The sequence below is a fragment of the Streptomyces sp. NBC_01381 genome, assembly GCF_026340305.1.
In the GTDB taxonomy this organism is placed as follows: Bacteria; Actinomycetota; Actinomycetes; order Streptomycetales; family Streptomycetaceae; genus Streptomyces.
In genome coordinates, this window is sequence record NZ_JAPEPI010000002.1 from 3,035,006 (window position 1) to 3,058,141 (window position 23,136).

Genomic DNA, 23,136 nt, shown 5'->3' on the forward strand with positions numbered 1-23,136 from the left:
TGCAGGTCAGGAAGCGTGTTGGTACTCGTGGAGCACGCCGCCGAGACGGTCGTGTCGGCGTATGTCTAGGCGCTCGATCTGTACTGGTTCGAGCGGTTCGGGGACGGCGTGGAGAGGTGCGGCAGCCTGAAGTGTGCGGTGGGTGCGGTGATGGTTGTAGTGCTGCTCATACTCGTGGAGCGCTCGCCGCAGGTGGGCTTCGTTCCAGAGCAGGCCGTAGCCGGGCAGGGCGGTTCGTGGCAGCGGGGCGAGGAGAGCGGCCAGGAAGGCGCGGTCGGCCGCCTGCAATCCGGGGCGCTGGTTGCCGAGCCGACGTTGCAGGACGGCGAGCTGGTGACGCAGCGCGAGGATCTCGACGTCCTTGTCGTGGTCGTTCATCGGGATCAGCCGCAGGGCGGTGAAGGCGTGAGTGACGGCGATGCAGGCCAGTCGGAGGAGCATGGGCATTGATCATTGCCGACCGCTGTCGTTGGCGCGATAGCGGTGCTGAACTGCACCGACGTAATATTCGGCACCCACAACGTTCGGCTTCATGCCCGATCCGCGCTTCGTGCGGCTCGCCGACGGGGCCGAAACAGTCGGCGTGATCCGCGAGCAGCTCGTGGCCGGCGGCCTTGGCCGCATTGAGCGACTGTGGAACGGCTTGACACCGGGCAGCCCCGCGCTCACCCGGCTCGACCAACGCCTCGCTGACCCCGACGGCGAAGAGTTCGACCTGCTGGGCACCCTCGCGCTCGCCACGCTCTCGGACAGATCGAGCTTCTGAGCTGATCGCGTAGCTGTTTGCCGTTCCTAGGAGCGCTGGCAGGAGGCTCTGCCGGTTGCCGAAGAGGCAGTGGCCGTCCGCCGCCGACTGGCGGCAGCCAACCCCGCCGCCTACGAACCCGCCACGATCGCCTCGATATCCAGTTTGGCACGCGTATATCTGGCAGCAGGTGACCTAGGCCGGGCAATTGCTTGGAGCTGACCACCCGGACACGCTGAACGCTCGCTGGAGCTTGGCCGTCTGGCAGGGGGAGGCGGGGGATGCGTCAGGCGGTGCAGCTGCATATACCGAGTTGCTGGCAGACATGGGGAGAGTACTGGGCCTCGACCACCCCCATACCCTGACCACCCGAGGCAACCTCGCCATCTGGCAGGAGGAAGCCAGAGATCCGGCAGTTCGTCAAACGACCGACTGATGTATCGGCTGCATGAGGATGGCGCTGCCCTGCCCATAGGTGTTCTTTTGTAGGTACTGGCAGAACACCGAACTGGGCCTAGGGAGGCTGGTATGGCCGACGTAGCAGACTGGGCTTCTGTAGTGGTGACCTTGACTCTCGGCGTAGCCGGGTTCGCCGTCGCGGGGAACATCGGGCGGGACGTCAAGATCCGGCTCTCCGAGCGGCGGTTGGCGTCCTACGAGCGGCTTTGGGTCCTGATGCGGGCGGCCACTCCATACGCTGACCCGCTGAACGAGCAGGGACGTTCAGTCACTACACGAAGCCTTCACCGACTGGTACTACGCGAACGGTGACGGAATGCTCCTCGAACGGCGCAGCCGTAGCGTGTACTTCGAGGCGAAGGACAACCTCACACGTCCGGTCGGAGAACTTACTCCCGAGGTTTCACGCCAACGTATCGAGCAGTTGAAGGGTGCTGAGCGGGAACAGGAGCGGGGGCTTTTGGCGCAACGTCAGTTGTCCTTGCTACGCACTCAGCTCAAGAGCGATCTCACCATCTTTGGCAAGCCCTACGGGCCGCCGCTCGGGGTGGAAGACCGAGCGTTTCTTGAACACTGCGGCGTGCGCACCGGCCGACAGCCGTGGCGTGAGGAAGGTTGAGTGCGGGACCGTCAGACGATCTGAACGTCCAGGTTCAGCCCACCCGTAGAGGTCCTGGCCGCGCGGCGGATCCTGTCCCCTCGAAAATACGATTCGCGGCTGTGGCCTGCACGTCTGCTGATCCTGGCGAAGCGGCTCGACTGCTCTGGGACGATCTGCGGATGTCGATGTCGGTTGTCACCGCGCTGGTCCGGAATCTGATCACGGTGCCTGCTGCGGTGCTGCGCAGCCGCATGGCCAAGGACGCGGAAGTGCTGGCACTGCGCCACGAGAACGCGGTGCTGCGCCGTCAGATCGCCCGGGTCCGCTACGAGCCCGCCGACCGGATCTGGCTGGCGGTCCTGTCCGGGCTGGTCCCGCGGGAGCGCTGGCGCCAGGTCTTCGCGGTCACCCCGACCACGTTGCTGGCCTGGCACCGCCAACTCGTCGCCCGGAAGTGGACGTTCACCTCTCGTCGCCGTCCGGGCCGACCCCGCACGGCGCCCACCATCAGGCAATTGATCCTGCGGTTGGCCCGAGAGAACAGCAGCTGGGGCCACCGCCGGATCCAGGGCGAGCTCGCGCGCCTCGGCAACCCGATCGCCCCGTCCACGGTCTGGCAGATCCTGCAGGACGCCGGCATTGACCCGGCCCCGCAGCGCTCCGGCCCGACCTGGCGCCAGTTCCTGAAGACCCAGGCCCACGGCATCCTCGCCGCTGACTTCCTGCACCTCGACACCATCTCGCTCCAGCGCCTGTACGCCTTGGTCTTCATCGAGCACGGCACCCGCCGCGTCCACCTCGCCGGCGTCACCGCCCACCCCACCGCCCAGTGGACCGTGTGGGGCTCGAAAAGTCGTCGCTGCAGCTCAGGCGGCATATCGGTACTCGTTGATTGTTCCGCCGAGGATACGAGTGCGTAGAAGTGCGCGGGTGTTGGGGCCGTGCCTGGGAGCGGGTGGGTCTTGGGCGGCGGGCGGTTGTTGAGCCCGGGACCGGTGCGGTCGATGCCGGTTGTAGTGGTCCTGATATGCGGCGAGGACCTGTCGTGCATGGGCCTCATTCATGATCAGCATGTGGTCGAGCACCTCTCGGCGGATCGTGCCGATCACTCGTTCGCAGTGGGCGTTCATACGAGGCGCCCGGGGCGCGCTGAGCAGTACGTCAATGCCTTCGGCTTCGAAGACGGCGTCGAAGGAGCTGGTGTACTTACTGTCGCGGTCGCGGAGAACATAAACCAGGGGCTCATTGCGGTGGCCCAGGTCAACGGTGAGATTGCGGGCCTGCTGCGTCGCCCACTGTGCGGTGGGGGGGGCGGTGACGCCGGTGATGTGGAGCTGACGGCTACCGTGCTCAAGGAACGCGAGCGCGTACAGTCGGCTGCCTGTGATCGTGTCGATGTGGAAGAAGTCCGCTGCGATGATCGCCTCGGCCTGGGAGGCGAGGAAGTCGCGCCAGCTCGGGCCGGTGCGGCGCGGAGCCGGGTCGACGTCGGCCGCGCGCAGGATCTTCCAGACGGTAGACGATGCGATTGGATGCCCCAGCTGGGCCAGCTCGCCTTGGATCCGCCGGTGGTCCCACCCCGGGTTCTCCTTTGCCAGCCGCACGACCAGTTTCCTGACTGCGGCTGCGGTGGGCGGGCGCCCGGTGCGTCGGCGCCGATTGGTGTAGTCCCACTTCCTGGCGACCAGCCTTCGGTGCCAGGCCAGGAGCGTCCCTGGAGTGACCGGGAAGATTCTGTTCCAGTGGCGGCGCGGTATCAGCGAGGACAAGGCGGCCAGCCAAAGCCGGTCTGCGGGCTCGTAACGGGCCGGCCCGCCGAGTTGCCGTCTCAGCACGGCGTTTTCGTGCCACAGCACGAGCAGTTCGGCGTCCTTGGCCGAGTCCGAGCGCAGCAGGACCGCAGGTACGGACAGTAACGCCCGGGTCGCCCGGTACACCATGGAAGTGATCACCAGTGCAGCATCTCAGCCGCCGCCGAGGTCCCTTCGCCTAGCTTCCACCTGCAGCGATGACTTAACGAGCCCCACAAGGTCGCCAGGCAGCAGGGCACGGCGCTGAAGTACGCAGTGGCAGCGCCGATGAAGCGGTCGTGGGCGGTCCGTGCGGCGTCCTGCGCTGCGATGCGTCTCAGCGCTGCCTGTCCGTGACAAAGGTGACGCCGTCCTCGGTGAACAGGGCCACCCCCTCCCCCGGGCAGGTCAGCATGTGGAGGATCCGGGCGCCAGTGTCGTAGCTGTCGTGGTCCTGGTACAGCACAGGGAAGGGTTCCGACGGTGCTACGCGGGCGCCGCGACCGGTCGGCTCGTCGTGCGACTCCTGCGCAACCTCTTCCTTCCACTCCAGAGAGAAGCCGGTCAGTAGGCTGCCGCCGACAGCGTAGAAGCGGCCACGTTTGGAGTTCGCTGCGGGCACCACATGGTCCACGCTGACCTCCAGCGGGAACGTGTGTCCGGCGATCCGGAGCGCCCGTTGCCTGCGCCACCAGCGACGCCGTACTGGCTCGGGGTCGGCTGTGGCAGTCGGCAGAAGATAGACCTCCAGCGTCATGTCGGATGCGCGATACCCGCGTTGCCGCAGGCGCAGGGCCGTCGTTCGGCCGCCCACGTCGATAATGGCGTCCGAATCGTCAAGAGTATCGGGGACCATGCGCCAACGCTCGTCCGCATCAGGCGGGAGCAGTCGGATCGGGGTTGCCTCCGCCCGGTCGGTTGCAGCCATCCGCCACACCCGACCGTTGCCCAGCCGGTTGCTGTCCCCGGGCGGGATACAGACGTAGGGGCCGCGCCTCGCGAACGCGTGCAGGGACTCCTGCTCGGGACAACTCACCGGGGTGAATGTGTCGGAGGTGAGATCCCAGAGCAGGTCCGGCCCGTCGTGGACCGTGAGGTACAACAGGTCCGGAGTCCCTGGCGTGTGCACGCCGACCACTTGGCCTGGATGCACGATCGACATGCGACGCACCATGGTGCGCCGTTCGGGATCCCAGATCAGCACGGTCGCTTTGCCTTGGTACTGGTCCATGACCAGCTTGGCGTGGAAGGCGAGGACCATGAGGCGACCCTGGACCACGGCCCAGTCGATGGCTGTGATCTCGTCGGGCGGGACGGGGATGGTCCAGGGCGGACTGAGGTCGACGCCGGTGCGCGCGTCGACCAGGGTCGCCGTCCGCCGCTCGTGCCCTGTGTACGGGGTCGTCACGAGGAAGACGGGACGTCCTCGGTGCATGCCGGCCCGGGCGGGCAGACCCACCAGCGGCGCGGGGCCCTCAGGTTCTGCGGGTGGCGGGTACGTCTCCTGGATGAGGCCGGCCGGAGGCCATGTGGATGGATCGAAGGGGTCGAGAGCGTAGTGGCCGGCCTCGCGCAGGAGTAGCCGCTTCTCCTCGATGCCCAATGTGTGGCGTTCGCCATGAACGGTGAGTTCCACGGCACCCCGGCGTAGTTGGCACGGCGGGCCGATCCGCGCGCCGGTACGCGGATCCCGCTCGTACCGTTCCCGGCCGGACGTCAGGAACAGTCGTCGGCGGCCGTCGAACTCTTCGATCCACGCGGACTCGTACTCCGGGCGCCTCGGCCAACGGTCACAGCGCTCTTCGCGGTACTCCGCGTTCGTGTCCAAGATTTCACCGGTGAGAGGGTCCCACAGGTCGATGGCGAATTCGTCGTCGGTCATGGGGTACCGCAGCCGAAAGCCGGCCAGGGCCTGCTCTCCCGGCCGGTCCTGGCGGTCGAGAAGCACGATGTCGCCGAGGCCGCCCGCCACCTCCCACGGGGCGGACAGAGTGGATCCGTCCCCCAGCGCTCGGCACTCGACGCGCCCGTACGACAGGCACACCACCGCGGGCTCTCCCCGCACATGGGCGAGGGCGAGGCCGTTCAGCGGAAGCGCTTCGATTGGCTGGGGCTCGTGTATCGGGTGCGGCGAGTCCGCTTCAAGGTCGAAGCAGTACAGGCGACCGCTCAAAGTCGCGACCACCGCGACGGTCCGGTCGGCAATGCGCCCCAGGGTGAACCTCCACACCGACTTCCGTGAGCCGTTCTCCTCGTGATCGAAGAGGAGATCTGGACGAATGTGCCTGCCTTCATCCATCGACCAGCGCCTCAAACAGTCGCCGCTGCGATACACGACGGTCATCCCGCGGGAGGTCCGGACCGGGCCGAGGAGGCGTGTGCCGTCCGCCGTCCCCGTCGGCACAATCTCGCCGACAGGTGAACGTGTCTCCAGATCAAGAACCTGGAGGAAGTCCTCGTGGTGTCGGCTCCCGAGCACGACGCAGACAGGCTGCCCGCGCCACGAGAGTGCGATCACGTCGCGGGGGCTGCCATCGAAGCCGGTGGGCAGTTCGTCGTCCAGGATGCGTCGGCGGCGGCTCCAGCGAGTGGCAAGGGCCGGCGGGCAGCAGCAGTCGTCGAGCCGGTCCGCGAGCGTGTCGGCTCCACAGCGTCGGGCCGCGGCCTGGAGTATCTGCGCCCGGACGGTCGCCGGGGTGTCATGGCGCAGTGCTGTCGTGGCCCGCAACGCTTGTGCGGTTCGGGGGACGTCCGCGCGGTTGACCGCGTCCAGCACGGCAGCCTGGTCGCTGTGCAGCAGGAACCCCGGGTCGTCGAGGATCGTGCGCAGGGTGTGCGCCGACCGCGCGTGCATGGCGAGGTGGTCGAGGGTATAGCGAGACGCCGCATGCCAGTCGGGCGTCGCGCCGTCCTGGGGAACCGCATCGATGAGTGCCTGGGCGATCGCCTGGTGGGCGGCGTCCGCATCGTGCCCTTTGGCCAGCCAGTCGGCTAGCGCGGTGTGGAAGAGCCGGAAGGACGTGTCGCTTTCGTCGGCGCCAGCCATCGTGGTCGCCACGACGTAGTCGCTCAGGACACGGAGCAACTCCCGTATGTCGTAGGCGGTGTAGTGGTGGCCGTGCAGGATGGACGCCGCCTGTGGCCACACGTGGGCGGACGGCAGGCCGGCGCCGCGGGCGAAGGCGAGGGGCTTGAGGAGCTCCTTGGCCCAGGGCAACCGGTCGCCGAGCCGTTCGGTCAGATCTGCCTGTAGGGCGCCGTGGATACCGTCCTCTGCCAGTTGCCGCCATTCCGCGGCGCTGGGAAGGCCGACGGCGGGCCGCCGTGCCAGTGCTCTGGCCAGCAGGCCGGCCAGGAGGAACGAGGTGCCGGCCCGGTCGGCCACCTGCCGCACCGCCGCGGCGAGGGTGTCCTGCGGCGCGGCGTCGCGCCACACGCTGTGAGGGACGTGATTGGTCAGTTCATGGCGAACAGCGCGCTCCAATGCCTTCCGGTCCGCGTAGTCGGGTCCGTCCAGGTCGATCGTGCGGACGCCGAGACGCTGCAACAACGGCAGGAGGTGCGAGCGGGTGCCGATGAGCAGCCGCACACGGGGTTCGCGGCTTTCGATCAGGGGAGCGATCACCGTCCGGCACAACTGCTCGGGTCGGTCGGCCTCGTCGAGCGCGTCGAGCAGCACTACCGGCACCTTCCCTACAGCCGGTGTTGGTGCCGTCACGATGTCGGCGACGGTGTCGGCGTCCACTCCACAGGCGGCCCCCAGCACACGCGTCAGCCTGGCCGCGTTCATCGCGACCAGAGAGAGACGTGCCGTCAGGACAGGCCCGACGCCCCCGGTTTCCGGCGTGGGCTCGTGCGCCACGGTCTGCCGCCCGTACTCGTCGTGGGAGAGCGCCGTGCGCCCCAGAAGGGCGCTCTTCCCCGAGCCCATGATGCCTGTGACCACCAGTGCGGTGCTCGCCGTGGTCCCCGGGGCCGGGCGGAGCCATTCTTCGATGCTGCGGATGGCCGTGTCCCGCCCGAAGAAGGGGCCGTGCGGGCCGACCCGCATCGAGGCAGTGGCCGCCGACCCCAGGTATTCCTCGGACAGTTGCCTCAGTTCGTCGATGGGGGCCAGGGATTGCGGCGCGGACGCAGTCTCGCCCTGGCCGACCGGCACCCGGCCCGTCAGCCGTCTGAAGGTCGGCTTGCGCCCGCCGTCCGCTCCCAAGTGGCCGACAAACTCGTCGTCCTGGGCGAAGGTGTGCGCGGACACCCCGTGGAGTCGCAAGTCGCCGAAGTCCGCATCGTCCATGACTACGACCCCGACCAGGCAGTCCGCGCAGAAGACAGCGGCACCCGAGACACCGCCCCAGTTGCGTCGGTCCAGACGCGGCCGTGGGGCGGCGTTCAAGTCCAGGACGAGACCGCCAGCGGCCCCCTGACCGAGAGCGGGGAGCCGGCCGGTCAAGTGCTCGATTCGCTGCTCGCCGTCGTAGCGGGCGAAGTTCGGGAACCCCAGTGCCTCGTAGTCGAGCACACCGGCGACCGGACGCCCCCAGAGCACCTCGCCCGGCACATCGACCGGCGAGTTGAGTTGGATTAGCGCGACGTCGCGTGCGGAGGCGGACCAGCGCAGCCAACCGGACCGGTGCAGCCGGTCACCGTGGTCGGGGTGCCCGACGACGACATCGATGCGTTGCTGCGTCAGGAGCTTTTTGGGCAAGGTGAGAACGTGCAGAGCCGTGAGCACGAGATGCGGCGTGAGCAGGTATCCAGACCCGTTCGCGTGGATGTACTTGGCATCCCCAACCTGCACGGCGGCCAGGCGTCGCGGGTCCACGGCTAGTCCGCCCGCTCCGTCCGGTCCCGCTCCCCGTCGACGGCTGGGCCCGGTTCCCGCCGCTGCTTCCGCTCTTCCCGCACCGCTGCGTTGCGCCCGCCGAGCGCTTCATCGCGGACCTTCAGCTTGAGCGTGAGCTTGTGCGTACGTGCGCTGCCGCGTGCTCCACCCACTTCTGCGGTCACCACGCCGAACGCCAGCTTCATCCCGGGCCTGATGTCCGAACGCAGTTCCAGCAGGAGTTCGAGGGTGGCCTCCTCGATCTCGAACCTCAGCCTCCGCCGCGCACCGGCCGACTGCGCCGCGTCCAACTCGGCCCGCAACGTCTCCAGCGCCTCCGCGAGCCCGCCGGGCTCTCCTTCGGGGGGCCTCCACGTCCCGTCGTGCGGCGTGTCCACACTGCCCATGTCGTCCAGTCGACGCTCGGCCTCATCCATGCGGTCCCCCTCACGCCGCGCGGCGCCCACCGTCACCGTGGCCTTCGGTCAGTGTGCTGCACCCGCGCCTGTTCGTGCAGCGGAACTGTCCCGTCCTGTACGGGTCCTGCATGAGGGGCGTCACGCGGCCCGGACCACGTGGCCCAACGCCCCCCAGCTCCTCATGTGTACCGCGCTCCGCGAGCCCTCCCGTCCTCCACCTCGAGCATCCAGTCGGCGGATCGAGGCGGCCAGGTGGACCGTCGTCTCGTCGAGGATGAGAAGTATTGGCGGCCCAGGAGCATGCACCTGCCGGAAACTCCATCCGCGTAGCTCAAGCGGCATGTTGGTACTCGTGGAGGACTCCGCCGAGGCGGTCTCTCCGGCGCACTTTCAGTTGGGTGATCTGTGCGTGGGGGAGTGGTGCGGAAACGGCGCGTAGGGGTGCTGACTGGTTTTTCGCTTGGTGGGGCCGGTGGGTGTTGTAGTGCAGCTCGAACTGGTGAAGTGCGTGGCGCAGGTGGCGCTCGTTCCAGATGAGGGTGCGGTCCAGTAGTTCGTGGCGGCAGGTTTGGACCCAGCGTTCCATGATCGCGTTCATGCGCGGTATCCGGACGCCGGTGCGCACGACTTGGATTCCGGCGTTGCACAGGATTTCGTCGAAGGGGGCTGGGTACTTCGCGTCCCGGTCCCGGATCAGGTACGCGTGGGTGGCTTGGGCGTCCGTCAGGTCCATGGCCAGGTTGCGGGCGGCTTGACTGACCCAGCCCGCGGTGGGGTGGGCGGTGGTGCCGAGGATCCGGATGCGGCGGGTGAGGTGCTCGATGACCGCGAGGATGTACTGACGCTGGCCGGTCAGAGTCACCGTCTCGATGAAGTCGCAGGCCATCAGGGCGTCGGCCTGGGAGCGTAGGAAGTCGGCCCAGGTGGTGGCGGCCCGGTCGGGCGCGGGGTCGATGGCTTCGGACGTGAGGATCTCCCAGACGGTGGAGGCGGTGACCTTGATGCCCAGGGTGGCGAGTTCGCCGTGCACCCTGCGATAGCCCCACGATGGATTCTCACGGACCAGACGCAGGACCAGTCTGCGGATCGAGTGGACCGTGGGCGGTCGGCCCGGCTTCTTCGGTCGGCAGGTGCGGGCGTGACGCCGCTTGGTCAGGTCGCGGTGCCAGTGCAGCACGGTGTCGGGCCGGACCAGTAACCGGAGTCGACGTAGGGCCTGGCGTGGCAGGGGATCAGCAGAGCGGCGTGGAACGCCCGGTCCGCGGGAGTGAACTTGATTCGGTCCGTGCCGAGTTGCCGTTCCAGGACGGTGATCTGGTGGCGCAGGGCGAGGATCTCCGTGTCCTTGTCGCGATCGCTTATCGGTAGCAATCGCAGTGAGGAGAACAGGTTGGTGACGGTCAGGTAGGCGAGACGAAGCAACACGAAATCATCCTGCCGCACCGTCGATGATGCTCCTGATCTGCATGGATGACATTTTCGGCAGGCGCAACGTCGTGGGCCTCGACCCCGGTTCCACATACAGATTCGTGCGAAGACAGCCCGCTGGCATGCGAGACCTGCGCCTGAGCCTTCGAGGCTGCCGCCGCGGCGGCTCTGCGCCTGCCGAGAACTCCATCCGCGCAGTTCAAGCGGCATGCTTCGGACCTGCCGCTTCAGGTGTCTCAGCGTCCCCGTAGTTCCGCATACGGCGTCGTACGGCCGTCAACGGAGCTTCAGAACTCCGAACCAGAATCGTGCACTTGACTGGGGGTCAAGGGGTCGCAGGTTCAAATCCTGTCGTCCCGACGGAAACGTCGCAGGTAGGGGCCATCTTCGGATGGCCCCTACTTCGTGTGTGGGAGCGATTTTGGGAGCGGGGGCCGCTCCCTGTGAGCGGGAGTCTGGGAGCGACGTCAACCGTGGGTCGACGGTTGCTCACCCGATCCGGTCGCTCCCACGGAGGATCTCCGCTGCGCGGTTTGGTGTACGAGGCAAGGGGTCACGCTGTTCGCCCCCTTGACCGAATACTCGTCATAGGGCCGTGCTCCCACTCGACCCCTTGACGGCTTACACCGACCCCATGTCTGCGTGGACTCCATGTCTCGGTGCACATGTCATCCAGAGGTTGAACGCTGAGGATCACCAGTGCAGCATCTCAGCCGCCGCCGAGGCCCTTTCGCCCAGCTTCCACCTGCAGCGATGACTTAACGAGCCCCACAGGGTCGCCTGTTGGTGTCGCACGCGGTGGAAATCTCTGTGGCGCTGAGTCGTCGCATTGGTCAAGTGCCAGCGTGGTGCCACCTTGTCCGATTTCTCGTCAGGGGTAGTGCTCCCCCGTGCCCCCTTGACAGCTATTTTGCGATATCTGCCAGTCCTCCTCCCTCAAATCCAGCGTGATCCTCGGCGAGCCGTACGTCCGGCCGGAGCAGTCGAGGAAGTATCGGATCCGCTCGGCCAGCTCGGCCAGCTCGGCCAGCTCGGCCCGCCTGGTCTCGCGTTTCGTCGGCTCGGACGGCCTGCGGCGCCACTTGTGGAACCACGCCTCCGACACGCCCAGGGCTCGACAGGAGGTGCGGTGCGAAATGCTGTGCACGGTCTTCTGGTCGCTGATCACCCCGACGAGCAACGCCGGGTCCGTCACAGCTACTTCACCCACAAGACCATGCAGCGTTTGAGCACATCACGCTCCATGGCCAGCTCCTTGTTGTCCTTCTTCAGCTGCGTGTTCTCCCGCCGCAGCCGCGCGAGCTCCTCGCTCTCGCCCGTCGCCGTGGCACCGCCGGACCTTCGGGCCAGCGACACCCGGCTCGCGAGCGTGGTCTCGTTGATCCCGAGATCCTGTGCGACCTGCACGATCGGCTTGGGTCTCTACGCTACGAGGGAAGGTCACCCGCTCTGTGAGCGCCCCGAGCAGGCGTCAAGTCCTCCTACCGCCGGGTTTAACGGACTACCGGTATCCGGTGGCGCACCCGGTGGTGTTGAGGTTGAAGTCGGACGGGGTGCTGTTGGCTCCGGGCAGGGTGCCGGTGAAGGAGACCTGGCGGGTCTGGCCGGGGGCCAGGGCGCCGTCCGAGCCGGGGCTCTGCAGGGCGACGTCGGTGCCGTTCTGAATGGCCTCGGCGCCCTCCGACTGCTTGATCTGCTGGCCGTCGGCGTAGCGGAAGCGCACGGACCAGGCGGCGAGCGGCGTCCGCCCGGTGTTCTTGATCTTCATGGTGCCGGTGAACTCGCCGCCCGCCTTCGGCTCCGCCGCGTAGCTCACCCGGCAGGAGCCGGCAGGCACTTCGCCGCGGGGGAAGAAGACCGTGCCGGGCAGCTCGGTGCGCTTGATGTCGGTGTTGGCCGCGATGAGGTCGCCCAGGTTGTGGCGGAAGTCGATGCCGTACTTCTTGGAGATCGCCTCCAGGGTGCCGGCCTGATTGCCGTAGAAGAACCGGTCGCCGTCGCGCAGCCGCCGGAACTCCCGCGCCCACATGGACCGCTGCAGCTCGCCGAACTCCGAGCCCTTCAGGTGCGGTTCCGACTGCATGCCCACGTAGGCGTCCACCCGGTCGACCGAGCCGTAGATCGCCTTGAGCCGGGCGGCGAGCGTGGTCCGCTTGGTGTAGCTGACGGTGGAGTGGTCGCGCGGGTCGTTGCGGTGGCCGACCTTGCTGCCGAAGAGGTTGGTGATATTGGTGAAGTCGGTGCTGTCCGGGTCGTTGATCTCGTTGCCGGGGGTGAGTTCCGGGTCCTTCGGGAAGGCGTCGGTGGCCTCGCCGGTGATGTCGGTGAACGACCGGGCGGGCGGGAGGCCGTAGGCCCGGCGCATGGAGTTGTACGACGGCATGCCGTGGTCGCGGCTGCGGGCCAGGTCGGTCGCGCCCAGGTCGAAGACGCACTTCGGGTCGGCGCTCTGCGGCCCGCACAGCACGCTGCGCAGCAGGTGGTCGATCGTCTCGTCGTTGCGGTACTGCGCCCGCTCCCCGATGGTCTGCAGCGTCGGGCCAAGACCCAGGCCCTTGACCAGCGATGGGTTGTCGCGGGTGTGCACCATGTCGACCTCGACGACCACCTTGCCGTCGTTGGTGAGGAAGGCGGGTAGGCCCGCGGCCCGGAACGCGTCCAGCTGGGCCGGCGTGTAGCGGTCGGCGGGCTGGGTGACGGAGAAGCCGCCGTGGATCATGCTGTGCGCCCGGTAGCCGGTGGCGGCGAACTCGTTGGACAGCGTGGTGTTCACCTTCGGGTCGTAGTCCCGGTAGCGCGGCAGATTGATCCCCATGGCGGGCAGGAACTCGCGGTAGGTGATGTACTGGATCTCGCTGATCACCACCCGCCGGGCGATCTGGAACCGCTCCTCTTCACTGAGCGACGCGGGCAGCGCGTCCACGATCCTGTTGTGCTCCCTGGCGAACAGCGTCTGGACCGCGGTCACCGCGATGTTGTTGTTCACCCGCACATCCCCGGCGACCGCCGCGCTGGCCGGATCGGCGTGCAGCCGGCCGTCGATGTCCGTGGCAGGAGCGTTCGAGGCGTCGCCTCGCGCGTCCCGGCGGGGCAGGTAGCCGTCAGGCAGCAGCAGCTTCGCCCCGTTGTTGGCCACATTGCCGTCCGCCGGACCCTGCCGGAGCCAGTCAAGGCGGGTGTTCTTGGTGCCGTAGACGCCGGAGGCGTCGAGGTAGGAGCTCTGCATGTTGACCTGCTGGCGCGCGTTGGTCACGCCGGTGCCCTCGGCCGGCCTGGATCGTACGAACGGCAGATAGTGCTTGCCGGATATCAGCTCCAGCGGATCGCTTCCGTCGCCCTTCATGTCCTCCCGCTCGCCCTGCGGGTCACTGGCCTGCTCGCCCAGCCGCAGCGCGAAGGTGTGGTCGAGGAACTGCGCCCAGGCCCAGCCCCACTGGCTGACCTGGCGCTCGGAAAAGATGTTCACCGCGGGTACGTCGTTGGCTCCCAGGACCTCCTCGTCGCCGAAGATCCGGTTGCTGGCGTAGCGAGGGTCGGGCCCGGCGACGGGGGCGCTGTGCCCGTCGGCGTAATTCGGGGCAGTCAAGCGCGCATACGGGCTGTCGGCCCGGCCCCAGTCCGGGTGCGCCCGATTGTTGCCACTGCCGTCCAGCGACTGGATCTGCGGGCGTACGCCGTGCTTGGCGTCCGCCGCGCCGGGTGGCACGGTCAGCGCTGCCACCAGCCCGGCCACCACCCACCACGCGCGTCTCATCTGTCGTCCCCTCCGTAAATGGCGGTCGAATGCCTCGCCAAGAATGCCCGGAGCGCTGTCCAAGTGACAGAACCGACTGTTTGGACGGGGGCATGGCGGGCCCGCGTCAACGGGCGTCGGGGATAAGCAGGTTGATGACCGTGAGGTGTTCGCCGCAGCTGGGGCACTCGTGGAAGGCGCCCAGGCCGGCGCCGGGCTCGGCCGCGTACTGGACCTCCGCCGGCTCCGGTGCCTCGGCGGCCCGCAGCTGCTGCGCCCGCCACCACCGGGCCCGGCAACCAGGGGCGCAGAACCTGCGGGTGGGGTTCCGGCTGGTCCAGGCGAACTCTGCGTCGCATTCGGCGCAGCGCCGGGTAGCGGTGGCCATGAAGCCTCCTGTATCTGCTCGCGGGGCTGAGGGCTGTGCGACCAGTAGACAGGGGAATGGGTAACTCCGGTGTAACACAGGGCCACATGGCAGGAAGGGGTGCTCCGCCGCTCGTTCGTCCGGTCCTTGTTACCTCGCCGAGACCACCCGAGGTGGAGGATGAGCAAGTGATCAAGGGGGCGATGAGTTGCGCACATCTGCAGGGCGAGCGGCGCGCGGGAGCGAGCAGGCGGCACAGTCGCCGGTCGAGGGCCGGGCGCGGCTCACACCGGACGCCCGGATGGCGCCCCGGCGCACCGCGCTGACGCTGTCCCCCGGTCTTCCGCTGGCGCAGTGGCGCCATATCGGCCGGCAGATATTCGTGGTATCGGATTCGTCGGCATGGTGGCTGGGCGACTGGCTGATCTACGGCAGGAAAGAGTATCCCGACCGCTACCGCAAGGCGGTGGCCGACACCGGCCTCGACTACCAGACCCTGCGCAACTATGCCTGGGTCGCCGGTAAGTACGAGCCTGCCCGGCGGCATGCGCAGCTCAGTTTCCAGCACCATGCCGAGGTGGCCGGATGTCCTGCGGAGGAGCGGGAGGTCTGGCTGACCCGGGCCGAGCAGGGCGGCTGGTCGCGGAATGAGTTGCGCCGCCGGACCCGGACTCGGCGTGATTCCGGCGGAGGGTCACTTGCCCCGCAGGTGCAGCTCGATCTGCCGTCCGATCACCGGGTCCGCTGGGAAAGGGCTGCCGCGGCGGCAGGGCTCGACCTGCTGGAGTGGATTGTCCGCATGCTGGACGAGGCGGCCGACGATCCCGGGGAATCTGCGGCCCTGCTCGATGCCTCTCTCGAAATCTGAAACTCCGTTTTCACCGTAGGGCGTTCGCCCCGTTGTCTCGCCGGCGAGACAACGGAATCGCGCATTCTCTCCCCTGTTTCGTGCCAATTGCCCGATGGCTGTGCAGATACGGGTTGTCGGCCGTGCGGATTCCGTCGGCGGTCGGCGGAAGCCGGCCGCGCACACCCGTCGGACCTGCGTCTATTCCCTTGCGTACGGAGCCGGGGCCAACGTTCTCGGCCCCGCCTGAGGCATCTGGCCGACCCCCTCTGAAGGGGCGTACGGTGTCCGGATTCCTGGCGTCAGAGCCGATGGACGGTGTTAGAGTCCCAAGCGGCTAACAGGGTCGTTATTCGGCCCGTGCGGTGGCATTGCGGGGGGAGAAATCCAATGCGCTCAGCCGTGGGGAAGATCCACAGTGGAAGCGACGCCGGTATCACCTGGTCCACACTCCTTTGGGGTACGCCTAACGCCATGCACCGCTGAGTGCGAGCTGGTTCGCAGGAGTTACCTCGAGAGGAGCTTGTGATGCAGTCTGGCCAGCCTCAGTTCGAACAAGAGATGGTAGTCGAAGCCGAGATCAGCTCATTGTCCGTCGCCGCATCGCCGCGTAGTGCGGGTGCTGATCAGGACCATATACAGGCCTTGATGGAAGTGCGGGTTCCGCTTCCTCCGGTGCTGGTGCACCGGCCGACCATGCGGGTGATCGACGGGGTGCACCGTTTACGGGCGGCGCAGCTTCGCGGTGATGAAAAGATCCCCGTAACGTACTTCGACGGAAGCGAATCCGACGCCTTCGTGCTCGCGGTGGAGTCGAACGTCGCGCATGGCCTGCCGCTGTCGATGGCGGACCGGAAGCAGGCGGCGGGCCGGATCATCAAGACGCACCCGCATTGGTCGGACCGGATGATCGCCACGACCGCGGGTCTGTCGCCCGGCGTCGTGTCCGAGATCCGCCGGCGGGCGGCCGGGGGCAACCTCATCGAGGGCAGCAGAATCGGCCAGGACGGGCGGGTCCGGCCGGTCAACATCGCTGCCGGGCGCGCGCTGGCCGGCAAGCTCATCCAGGAGAATCCCGGGCTGTCGTTGCGGCAGATCGCGCGTGAGGCCCGGATATCGCCGGAGACCGCCAGGGACGTCAGAAACCGGCTGCACCGCGGCGAGGACCCGCTGCCGAAGCCGCGCGTGCGGGCGCGTCCACGGCCCGAGGCCGTGGTCCCGGCAACGCCCGCCGAGCGGGCGAGGACCGAGCCGCCCGCGGTGACGAGTGATGGCGAGGCGATCAGAAGGTCGCGGATCGCGGAGCGGGTGGCGGCCGTGGACCGGCTGAAATCCGACCCCGCCCTGCGGTTCAGCGAAACTGGACGTACGTTGCTGCGGCTATTCAATCTCCTCACCCTCGCCGGTGCGGAGTGGCAGGCGATTATCGACAGCGTGCCCCCGCACTGCAAGGGGACGGTGACCAGCCTCGCCCGCGAGTGCGCGGGCGTCTGGGAGGAGATCGCCGCGCGCATGGATTATGAGGTTACGGCGTAGGAATAGTTGATCGCGGCTGTCCGACCGGGCCGTCCAAGTGGCAAATTCAGCTGGTTGGACGGGCTCGGTCCAGTCGCGATTTCATGTTCCCGCCGCATCATAATTCCCCTTGTCCAGGAGTTCACCGCGTCCGGTTGGACGTCGTTGTCGAATCCTGGTGCACGTGTGATGCTGAAGCCGGAAATTCACCTTCATTGAATTGCCAGGCGGCCTTTTTGGGGGAGCCCATGATAACGCGGCAGCTTGCGCCGGCGGATTTACTCAGGCAGGACCTGCACGACTCCCTCGCCGACCCGGTGCTGGACACGATGAACTTCCTCAACGAGATCACCTTCCGCTATCCGGATGCGATCTCCTTTGCCCCCGGCCGCCCGTACGACGGCTTCTTCGACACCGAGCAGGTCTTCACCTACATCCGCGGCTACCTCGACCACCTTGCCGCGCAGGGGAGTTCGCCGCAGGAGATCAGGACCGCCCTCTATCAGTACGGCCCGACCGCGGGCACCATCCGCGAGATCATCGCCGATTCGCTGCGGGCCGACGAGGACATCGACGTCCCGGCCGAGTCGCTGGTGGTCACCGTCGGCGCACAGGAGGCGATGCTCCTGGTGCTGCGGGCGCTGATGGCCGGCCCCGACGACGTGCTGCTGGTCTCCAGCCCCTGTTACGTGGGGATCACCGGCGCGGCCCGGCTGCTGGACATCGCCGTCTGCCCGGTCGAGGAACGCGAGGACGGGCTGCACCCCGACGACGTCGAGGCGGCGATCGAGGAGCAGTTGGCCCGCGGCCGCCGCCCGCGCGCCCTCTACGTGCTGCCCGACCACGCCAACCCGGCGGGCACCACCATGAGCGAGCCGGCCCGCCGGGCTCTCCTTCGCCTGGCCGGGCGGCACGGCCTCCTGATCGTGGAGGACAGCCCGTATCGGATGGTGAGCCCCGGCCCGCGGCTGCCGACGCTGAAGTCCCTCGACATCGGCCGCTCGGTGGTGCACCTGGGTTCCTTCTCCAAGACGGTCTTCCCCGGGGCTCGCGTCGGCTTCGCCGTCGCCGACCAGCGGGTCGACGACGGCGCCGGCGGTACGGTCTTGCTCGCAGCCGAACTCGCCAAGATCAAGAGCATGGTGACGGTGAACACCCCGTCGCTCAGCCAGGCCGCCGTGGCCGGCGCGCTGCTCGCCGCCGACGGCCGGCTCTCGGAGCTGAACGCCAAAGCTGCCGACTACTACGGCGACGCCATGGGAGCCATGCTCCGGCATCTCGGCGAGGCCCTGCCCGCCGACCGCCGTGCGGCGCTCGGAGTGCGGTGGAACGAACCGGCCGGCGGGTTCTTCCTCAGCATGCGGGTCCCCTTCGCGGCGGACGAGGCCGCTCTGACCCGCTCCGCGCGCGAATTCGGAGTCATCTGGACGCCGATGCGGAACTTTCATCCTCACGGCGGCGGCCGGCACGGCATCCGCCTGTCCATCAGCTATCTGACGCCCGCGGAAATGAAAGAAGGCACCGCGCGGCTCGCCCGCTTCATAGCGGCGGAGAACTCCGGAAGGGAAGGGGGAGGTACGTGACCAGCTACTCAGGACTGCTGCGCAGTAAGCCGCGTAGGTGGGGGTGGACGTTCCGGTGACCGCCATCCTTGAAAGCCCGCATTCCCCCCGGAAATCCGCACCGGTCGTGCCTCAGCCCGGCCTGACCGCGAGGCGGGAGTTCCTGCACCCGCGGATCGTCGGCGTCGGTACGGCGGTGTCGCCCACCTCGTACAGCCAGCAGGAGGTGCTCGACGCCTTCGCAATAACCGACCCCCGGGTCCGTTCCGTCTTCCTCAACAGCGCCATCGAGCGCCGCCACCTCACGCTCCCCGCCGTGGACGCCACCGGGGCCCGGATCGCGGAGCCGCAGGGCGACCTGCTCGCCAAGCACAAGCAACTGGCCATCGAGATGGGCGCGGACGCGCTGCGCGCCTGCCTGAAGCGGGCCGGCGCCGACCTGGCCGACCTGCGCCACCTGTGCTGCGTGACCTCCACCGGCTTCCTCACCCCCGGGCTCAGCGCGCTGCTCATCCGGGAGCTGGGCATCGACCGGCACTGCAGCCGTTCCGACATCGTCGGCATGGGCTGCAACGCCGGGCTCAACGCCCTGGGCGTCGTCACCGGCTGGGCCGCGGCCCACCCCGGCGAACTCGCCGTCGTGCTGTGCACGGAGGCCTGCTCGGCGGCGTACGCGATGGACTCGACGATGCGCACGGCCGTCGTGAACAGCCTGTTCGGCGACGGCGCCGGCGCGGTCGCGCTGCTCGCGGGCGAACGGACCGGCGAACAGGCGGGCGCGGCAGGAGCCGAGGAGGGTCCGCGGCTGCTGAAGTTCGCCAGCTGCATCATCCCCGAGGCCATCGGGGCCATGCGCTATGACTGGGACCGGGACCTCGCCCGTTTCAGCTTCTTCCTCGACCCGCAGATCCCGTACGTGGTCGGCGCCCACGCCGAGATCGTCGTGGACCGGCTGCTGGCCGGAACGGGCCTGCGGCGCAGCGACATCACCCACTGGCTGGTGCACTCGGGCGGCAAGAAGGTGATCGACGCGGTCGGCGTGAACCTCGGCCTGACCAGGTACGACGTGCGGCACACCACCAGCGTGCTGCGCGACTACGGAAACGTGTCCAGCGGCTCCTTCCTCTTCTCCTACGAACGGCTGCTGGACGAAGGCGTCACCAAACCAGGGGAGTACGGCGTGCTGATGACCATGGGGCCAGGCTCCACCCTCGAGACAGCACTGGTCCAGTGGTGAGGCGGGAGAGCGCCGTGAAAGAGGCGTTGACGCTGACCGTGGACGGCACCGAGCCGATGTCGGCCGCCGCCGTCTCGGCCGTGCAGGAGGTCTGCGACCGGGCCGAGGCACAGGGCGGCTCCGGCATCCTCACCGTCCACGTCTCCGGCGCCCCCAGCGGCGACTGGACCAGCGGACTCGACGTGATGCTGGTCAGCAAGTGGGAGCGGGCGCTGCGCCGGCTGGAACGGCTCCCCGTCGCCACGGTTGCGGTCGCCGGCGGCGACTGTGGAGGGACGGCGCTCGACGTGTTCCTGGCTGCGGACGTCCGCGCGGCGACGAATGGCACCCGGCTGCTGATCCCCCGGGACGCCACCGCCACCTGGCCCGGCATGGCGGGCTACCGGCTCGTCGCGCTGGTCGGCACGGCGAGGATCCGCCGCGCCGTGCTCTTCGGCCTGCCGATCGAGGCTCCCGAGGCGCTGCGTCTTGGCATCGTCGACGAGATCGTCGACGAGCCCGCCGCCGCCGCGGCGGCCGTCGCCGGACTTGCCAGCGGGCTGGTCGGCAAGGAGCTGGCGATCCGGCGGCAGTTGCTCTTCGACGCCGCGACGACGAGCTTCGAGGACGCGCTCGGCCCGCATCTGGCCGCCTGCGACCGGGCGCTGCGCGGCACGGCCCGGCAGGAGGCGTCGTGACGGCACCCGACCAGCCGGACAGGGACGTCTGGCCGAGCCTGCGGGAGGCGGCGGCCCGCGTGGAGGACCTGATCGCGGCGCTCCCCGACCCCGGTGCGCGCACGCACCCGCAGCGCGCGGAGCTCGCCGCCGCCAAGGACGCGGCCCGCGCGCTGCGGGTGCACTACCTCGACACACACGCCGACGCCGTATTCGAGCGGCTCGCCGACGGGCTGCGCATCGACGAGCTGGTGGCAGCCGCCGCGGACGCCTACCCCGGCCTGGTGCCGACGGAGAAGCAGCTCGCCGCCGACCGCGGCCGCCGCCAGGCGGACAAGGAGGGCTGGGAGATAGACCAGGGCATCTTCCTGCGGGCGGTGCTGCGCTCCCCGCTGGCGGGCCCGCGGGTGCTGGACGCGATGCTGCGGCCGACGCCGCGCGCCCTGCGGCTGCTGCCGGAGTTCCGCCGCACCGGGGTGCTGCGCACCCGCTCGGTCCTGCTGGAACGGCGGGACGGCGCCGCGTACCTGACGATGTGCAGGGACGACTGCCTGAACGCCGAGGACGGTGAGCAGGTCGACGACATGGAGACCGCCGTGGACCTCGCGCTCCTTGACGAGGAGGTGCGCGTCGGCGTGCTGCGGGGCGGGGAGATGAGCCATCCCCGCTACCGCGGCAAGCGGGTGTTCAGCGCCGGCATCAACCTCAAGAGCCTGCATGCCGGCGGCATCTCGCTGACCGGCTTCCTGCTCCGCCGCGAACTCGGCTACCTCCGCAAGCTGGTCACCGGCCTGCTCACCGACCACGCCGGGGCCTGGCATTCCCGTACGGTCGAAAAGCCCTGGATCGCGGCCGTCGACACCTTCGCCATCGGTGGCGGCATGCAGCTGCTGCTCGCCTGCGACCAGGTGCTCGCCGCGTCGGACGCCTATCTCACTCTGCCGGCCGCCCGCGAGGGCATCGTGCCGGGAGCCGCCAACTTCCGCCTCGGCCGGCACACCGGTCCGCGGATCTCCCGCCAGGTCATCCTGTCGGGGCGGCGGATCTGGGCGACCGAACCGGACGCCCGGCTGCTGATCGATGAGGTCGTGGAGCCCGGCGAGCTCGACGCCGCCGTGGCTCGCGGCGTGGCGCAGATGCAGAGCCCGGCGGTCGTCGCGAACCGCAGAATGCTGAACGCCGTCGAGGAGCCGCCGGAGGAATTCCGCCGGTACATGGCCGAATTCGCGCTGCAGCAGGCGCTGCGCCTGTACGGCGAGGACGTCATCGACAAGGTCGGCGGGTTCGCGGGGCGCGCCGGATGAACGACGCCGGCCCCCGGGTGCGGTGCGTCACGCGCGACCACGTCGCCTACGTCACGCTCGACCGCCCGGACGTGCTCAACGCGATGGACCTGCGCATGCACGAGGAGCTCGGCGCGGTCTGGGACTACGTCGAGGCCGACGACGAGGTACGCGTCGCCGTACTCACCGGGGCCGGCGACCGCGCCTTCAGCGTCGGACAGGACCTCAAGGAGCGCGCCCGGCTGGGCGCCCAGGGCGCGCCGCCGACCACCTTCGGCAGCCGCGGCCAGAGCGGCTGGCCGCGGCTCACCGACCGCTTCACGCTGTCCAAGCCGGTGCTCGCGCGGGTCCAGGGCTACGCCCTCGGCGGCGGGTTCGAACTCGCTCTGGCCTGCGACCTGATCATCGCCTCCGAGCGGGCCGTGTTCGGCCTGCCCGAGGCGCGGCTCGGCCTGATCCCCGGGGCGGGCGGCGCGTTCCGGCTGATCCGGCAGCTGCCGCAGAAGGTCGCGCTCGGACACCTGCTGACCGGCCGCAGCCTCGACGCCGCCGAGGCCCTGCGGTACGGCCTGGTCAACGAGGTCGTACCGCCTGACCGGCTGGACGACTGCGTCGCCCAGTGGACGCGGGACCTGGTGTGTAGTGCCCCGCTCTCGGTACGGGCGATCAAGCAGGCCGCCCTGGCGTCGGTCGACATGCCGCTCCCGGACGCGTTCACCGCCACCTACAGCTGGGAGGAGCGCCGCAGACGCAGTGGGGATGTGGCGGAAGGGGTCAAGGCCTTCACGGAGAAGCGCGATCCCGTCTGGACCGGTAAGTGAGCGGAGAGCAAAGGGGGATGCCCGATGCCGGTGGTGCCTGTCAACGGGATCAGGCTGAGCTACGACGACTACGGTTCCGGAGAGCCGGTGGTGATGGTCACCGGAACCGGCGCGCCCGGGCGGATTTGGCGCACCCACCAGGTCCCGGCTCTGAAGGCGGCCGGCTACCGGGTCGTCACCGTCGACAACCGGGGCATCCCGCCGACCGAAGCCGGACCGCAGTCATACACCCTCGACGACATGGCGGCTGACGTCGCCGGACTCATCGAGCACCTGGGCGCGGGCCCGTGCCGGGTCGTCGGCTTCTCCCTGGGCGGCATCATCGTCGCCGAACTGCTGCTGGCCCGCCCCGAGCTCGTCCGGCAGGCCGTGCTGATCGCCTCCTGCGGCCGGGCGGACGCGCTGATCGCAGCCATGGCGGCCGCCGACCTGGCACTGGCCGACAGCGGCGCCCTGCCGCCGGCGTACGCGGCCTATGCGCAGGCGATCCAGAACCTGTCGCCGGAAACCCTCAATGACGAGGAGCGCCTGCAGGACTGGCTGGCCGTCTTCGAGCTGTCCGGGGCCGCCCCCGGGTCGGTCCGCGCCCAGTTGGGCCTGCAGCTGATCGGCAACCGGCTGCCCGCCTACCGCCGGATCGGCGTGCCCTGCCACGTCATCGGCTTCGCCGACGACCTCGTCGCCCGCCCGCACCTGGTCCGTGAGGTCGCGGCGGCGATCCCCGGCGCCGGTTACACCGAAATCTCCGGCTGCGGCCACTTCGGCTGCCTGGAAAAGCCCGACGCGGTGAACGAGGCGATGACCGGATTCTTCACGCCCGGCTGACGTATCCGAGCGATAGCGTTATCGGC

The 23,136-nt window shown here is 68.8% G+C and carries 19 protein-coding genes and 2 pseudogenes; 12 read left to right on the forward strand and 9 right to left on the reverse strand.

Annotated elements, in window-relative coordinates; genetic code table 11:
- Window positions 1-6: 6 nt before the first annotated feature.
- Window positions 7-441, reverse strand: coding sequence for a hypothetical protein (locus tag OG453_RS35055; protein WP_266872583.1), 435 nt, complete (start codon window positions 439-441; stop codon window positions 7-9).
- 91 nt (window positions 442-532) lie between these two features.
- On the opposite strand from OG453_RS35055, the gene OG453_RS35060 reads away from it, so the two are divergent.
- The 4 genes and pseudogenes from OG453_RS35060 to OG453_RS35075 form a co-directional block, all read left to right on the forward strand.
- Window positions 533-766, forward strand: coding sequence for a hypothetical protein (locus tag OG453_RS35060; RefSeq protein ID WP_266872584.1), 234 nt, complete (start codon window positions 533-535; stop codon window positions 764-766).
- A gap of 507 nt (window positions 767-1,273) precedes the next feature.
- On the forward strand, window positions 1,274-1,516 hold the full coding sequence (locus OG453_RS35065; protein WP_266872585.1) for a hypothetical protein: 243 nt from the start codon (window positions 1,274-1,276) through the stop codon (window positions 1,514-1,516).
- 4 nt (window positions 1,517-1,520) lie between these two features.
- Complete coding sequence (locus tag OG453_RS35070; RefSeq protein ID WP_266872586.1) at window positions 1,521-1,823, forward strand: hypothetical protein; 303 nt, start codon at window positions 1,521-1,523, stop codon at window positions 1,821-1,823.
- Window positions 1,824-1,984: 161 nt separating this feature from the next.
- Window positions 1,985-2,659, forward strand: a pseudogene (locus OG453_RS35075) (helix-turn-helix domain-containing protein); the annotation flags it as partial.
- Between the two features lie 12 nt (window positions 2,660-2,671).
- Here the strand turns inward: OG453_RS35075 and OG453_RS35080 are convergent.
- The 8 genes and pseudogenes from OG453_RS35080 to OG453_RS35115 form a co-directional block, all read right to left on the reverse strand.
- The gene (locus OG453_RS35080; RefSeq protein ID WP_266872587.1) at window positions 2,672-3,757 is read right to left on the reverse strand and encodes an integrase core domain-containing protein; all 1,086 of its coding nucleotides are present in this window, start codon (window positions 3,755-3,757) and stop codon (window positions 2,672-2,674) included.
- Between the two features lie 175 nt (window positions 3,758-3,932).
- Complete coding sequence (locus OG453_RS35085; RefSeq protein ID WP_266872588.1) at window positions 3,933-8,417, reverse strand: hypothetical protein; 4,485 nt, start codon at window positions 8,415-8,417, stop codon at window positions 3,933-3,935.
- A gap of 2 nt (window positions 8,418-8,419) precedes the next feature.
- Window positions 8,420-8,854: a trypco2 family protein gene (locus OG453_RS35090; protein ID WP_266872589.1), complete on the reverse strand. Its 435-nt coding sequence runs from the start codon at window positions 8,852-8,854 to the stop codon at window positions 8,420-8,422.
- Window positions 8,855-9,167: 313 nt separating this feature from the next.
- Window positions 9,168-10,261, reverse strand: a pseudogene (locus OG453_RS35095) (integrase core domain-containing protein).
- Between the two features lie 874 nt (window positions 10,262-11,135).
- Window positions 11,136-11,474 (reverse strand): hypothetical protein, encoded by a 339-nt coding sequence (locus OG453_RS35100; RefSeq protein ID WP_266872590.1) that lies wholly within the window; start codon window positions 11,472-11,474, stop codon window positions 11,136-11,138.
- Entirely contained in the window at window positions 11,462-11,671 is a 210-nt protein-coding gene (locus OG453_RS35105) for a hypothetical protein (protein ID WP_266872591.1), read from the reverse strand. The genes OG453_RS35100 and OG453_RS35105 overlap by 13 nt, the downstream gene beginning before the upstream one ends.
- 94 nt (window positions 11,672-11,765) lie before the next feature.
- On the reverse strand, window positions 11,766-14,018 hold the full coding sequence (locus OG453_RS35110; RefSeq protein ID WP_266872592.1) for a peroxidase family protein: 2,253 nt from the start codon (window positions 14,016-14,018) through the stop codon (window positions 11,766-11,768).
- 106 nt (window positions 14,019-14,124) lie between these two features.
- Window positions 14,125-14,385: a hypothetical protein gene (locus tag OG453_RS35115; protein ID WP_266872593.1), complete on the reverse strand. Its 261-nt coding sequence runs from the start codon at window positions 14,383-14,385 to the stop codon at window positions 14,125-14,127.
- Window positions 14,386-14,665: 280 nt separating this feature from the next.
- Between OG453_RS35115 and OG453_RS35120 the strand changes: the two genes are divergently transcribed.
- The 8 genes from OG453_RS35120 to OG453_RS35155 all read left to right on the forward strand — a co-directional run bounded on the left by OG453_RS35120 (window position 14,666) and on the right by OG453_RS35155 (window position 23,110).
- A complete protein-coding gene (locus tag OG453_RS35120; RefSeq protein ID WP_266872594.1) occupies window positions 14,666-15,232 on the forward strand; it encodes an LmbU family transcriptional regulator in 567 nt (188 codons plus the stop codon).
- 507 nt (window positions 15,233-15,739) lie between these two features.
- Entirely contained in the window at window positions 15,740-16,747 is a 1,008-nt protein-coding gene (locus tag OG453_RS35125) for a ParB N-terminal domain-containing protein (protein WP_266872595.1), read from the forward strand.
- A gap of 227 nt (window positions 16,748-16,974) precedes the next feature.
- Complete coding sequence (locus OG453_RS35130) at window positions 16,975-18,309, forward strand: PLP-dependent aminotransferase family protein (RefSeq protein WP_266872596.1); 1,335 nt, start codon at window positions 16,975-16,977, stop codon at window positions 18,307-18,309.
- A gap of 106 nt (window positions 18,310-18,415) precedes the next feature.
- Window positions 18,416-19,525 carry a 3,5-dihydroxyphenylacetyl-CoA synthase DpgA gene (gene dpgA, locus OG453_RS35135; protein WP_266872597.1) on the forward strand — a complete coding sequence of 370 codons (1,110 nt, stop codon included), beginning with the start codon at window positions 18,416-18,418 and terminating at the stop codon, window positions 19,523-19,525.
- A 14-nt stretch (window positions 19,526-19,539) separates the two neighbouring features.
- The gene (gene dpgB, locus OG453_RS35140; RefSeq protein WP_266872598.1) at window positions 19,540-20,202 is read left to right on the forward strand and encodes an enoyl-CoA-hydratase DpgB; all 663 of its coding nucleotides are present in this window, start codon (window positions 19,540-19,542) and stop codon (window positions 20,200-20,202) included.
- Complete coding sequence (gene dpgC / locus OG453_RS35145) at window positions 20,199-21,485, forward strand: (3,5-dihydroxyphenyl)acetyl-CoA 1,2-dioxygenase DpgC (protein ID WP_266872599.1); 1,287 nt, start codon at window positions 20,199-20,201, stop codon at window positions 21,483-21,485. The genes dpgB and dpgC overlap by 4 nt, the downstream gene beginning before the upstream one ends.
- Entirely contained in the window at window positions 21,482-22,285 is an 804-nt protein-coding gene (gene dpgD, locus OG453_RS35150; protein WP_266872600.1) for an enoyl-CoA-hydratase DpgD, read from the forward strand. Before dpgC ends, dpgD begins: the two co-directional genes overlap by 4 nt.
- Window positions 22,286-22,309: 24 nt before the next feature.
- On the forward strand, window positions 22,310-23,110 hold the full coding sequence (locus OG453_RS35155) for an alpha/beta fold hydrolase (RefSeq protein ID WP_266872601.1): 801 nt from the start codon (window positions 22,310-22,312) through the stop codon (window positions 23,108-23,110).
- The last annotated feature ends 26 nt before the right edge of the window (window positions 23,111-23,136 follow it).

Coding starts and splice junctions, on each gene's coding strand:
- OG453_RS35110 (WP_266872592.1), bottom strand. CDS start 14,018: ATGAGACGCGCGTGGTGGGTGGTGGCCGGGCTGGTGGCAGCGCTGACC.
- OG453_RS35120 (WP_266872594.1), top strand. CDS start 14,666: ATGGCGCCCCGGCGCACCGCGCTGACGCTGTCCCCCGGTCTTCCGCTG.
- dpgD (WP_266872600.1), top strand. CDS start 21,482: ATGAACGACGCCGGCCCCCGGGTGCGGTGCGTCACGCGCGACCACGTC.
- OG453_RS35090 (WP_266872589.1), bottom strand. CDS start 8,854: ATGGATGAGGCCGAGCGTCGACTGGACGACATGGGCAGTGTGGACACG.
- OG453_RS35065 (WP_266872585.1), top strand. CDS start 1,274: ATGGCCGACGTAGCAGACTGGGCTTCTGTAGTGGTGACCTTGACTCTC.
- OG453_RS35155 (WP_266872601.1), top strand. CDS start 22,310: ATGCCGGTGGTGCCTGTCAACGGGATCAGGCTGAGCTACGACGACTAC.
- OG453_RS35055 (WP_266872583.1), bottom strand. CDS start 441: ATGCTCCTCCGACTGGCCTGCATCGCCGTCACTCACGCCTTCACCGCC.
- OG453_RS35125 (WP_266872595.1), top strand. CDS start 15,740: ATGCAGTCTGGCCAGCCTCAGTTCGAACAAGAGATGGTAGTCGAAGCC.
- OG453_RS35070 (WP_266872586.1), top strand. CDS start 1,521: ATGCTCCTCGAACGGCGCAGCCGTAGCGTGTACTTCGAGGCGAAGGAC.
- OG453_RS35060 (WP_266872584.1), top strand. CDS start 533: ATGCCCGATCCGCGCTTCGTGCGGCTCGCCGACGGGGCCGAAACAGTC.
- OG453_RS35115 (WP_266872593.1), bottom strand. CDS start 14,385: ATGGCCACCGCTACCCGGCGCTGCGCCGAATGCGACGCAGAGTTCGCC.
- OG453_RS35130 (WP_266872596.1), top strand. CDS start 16,975: ATGATAACGCGGCAGCTTGCGCCGGCGGATTTACTCAGGCAGGACCTG.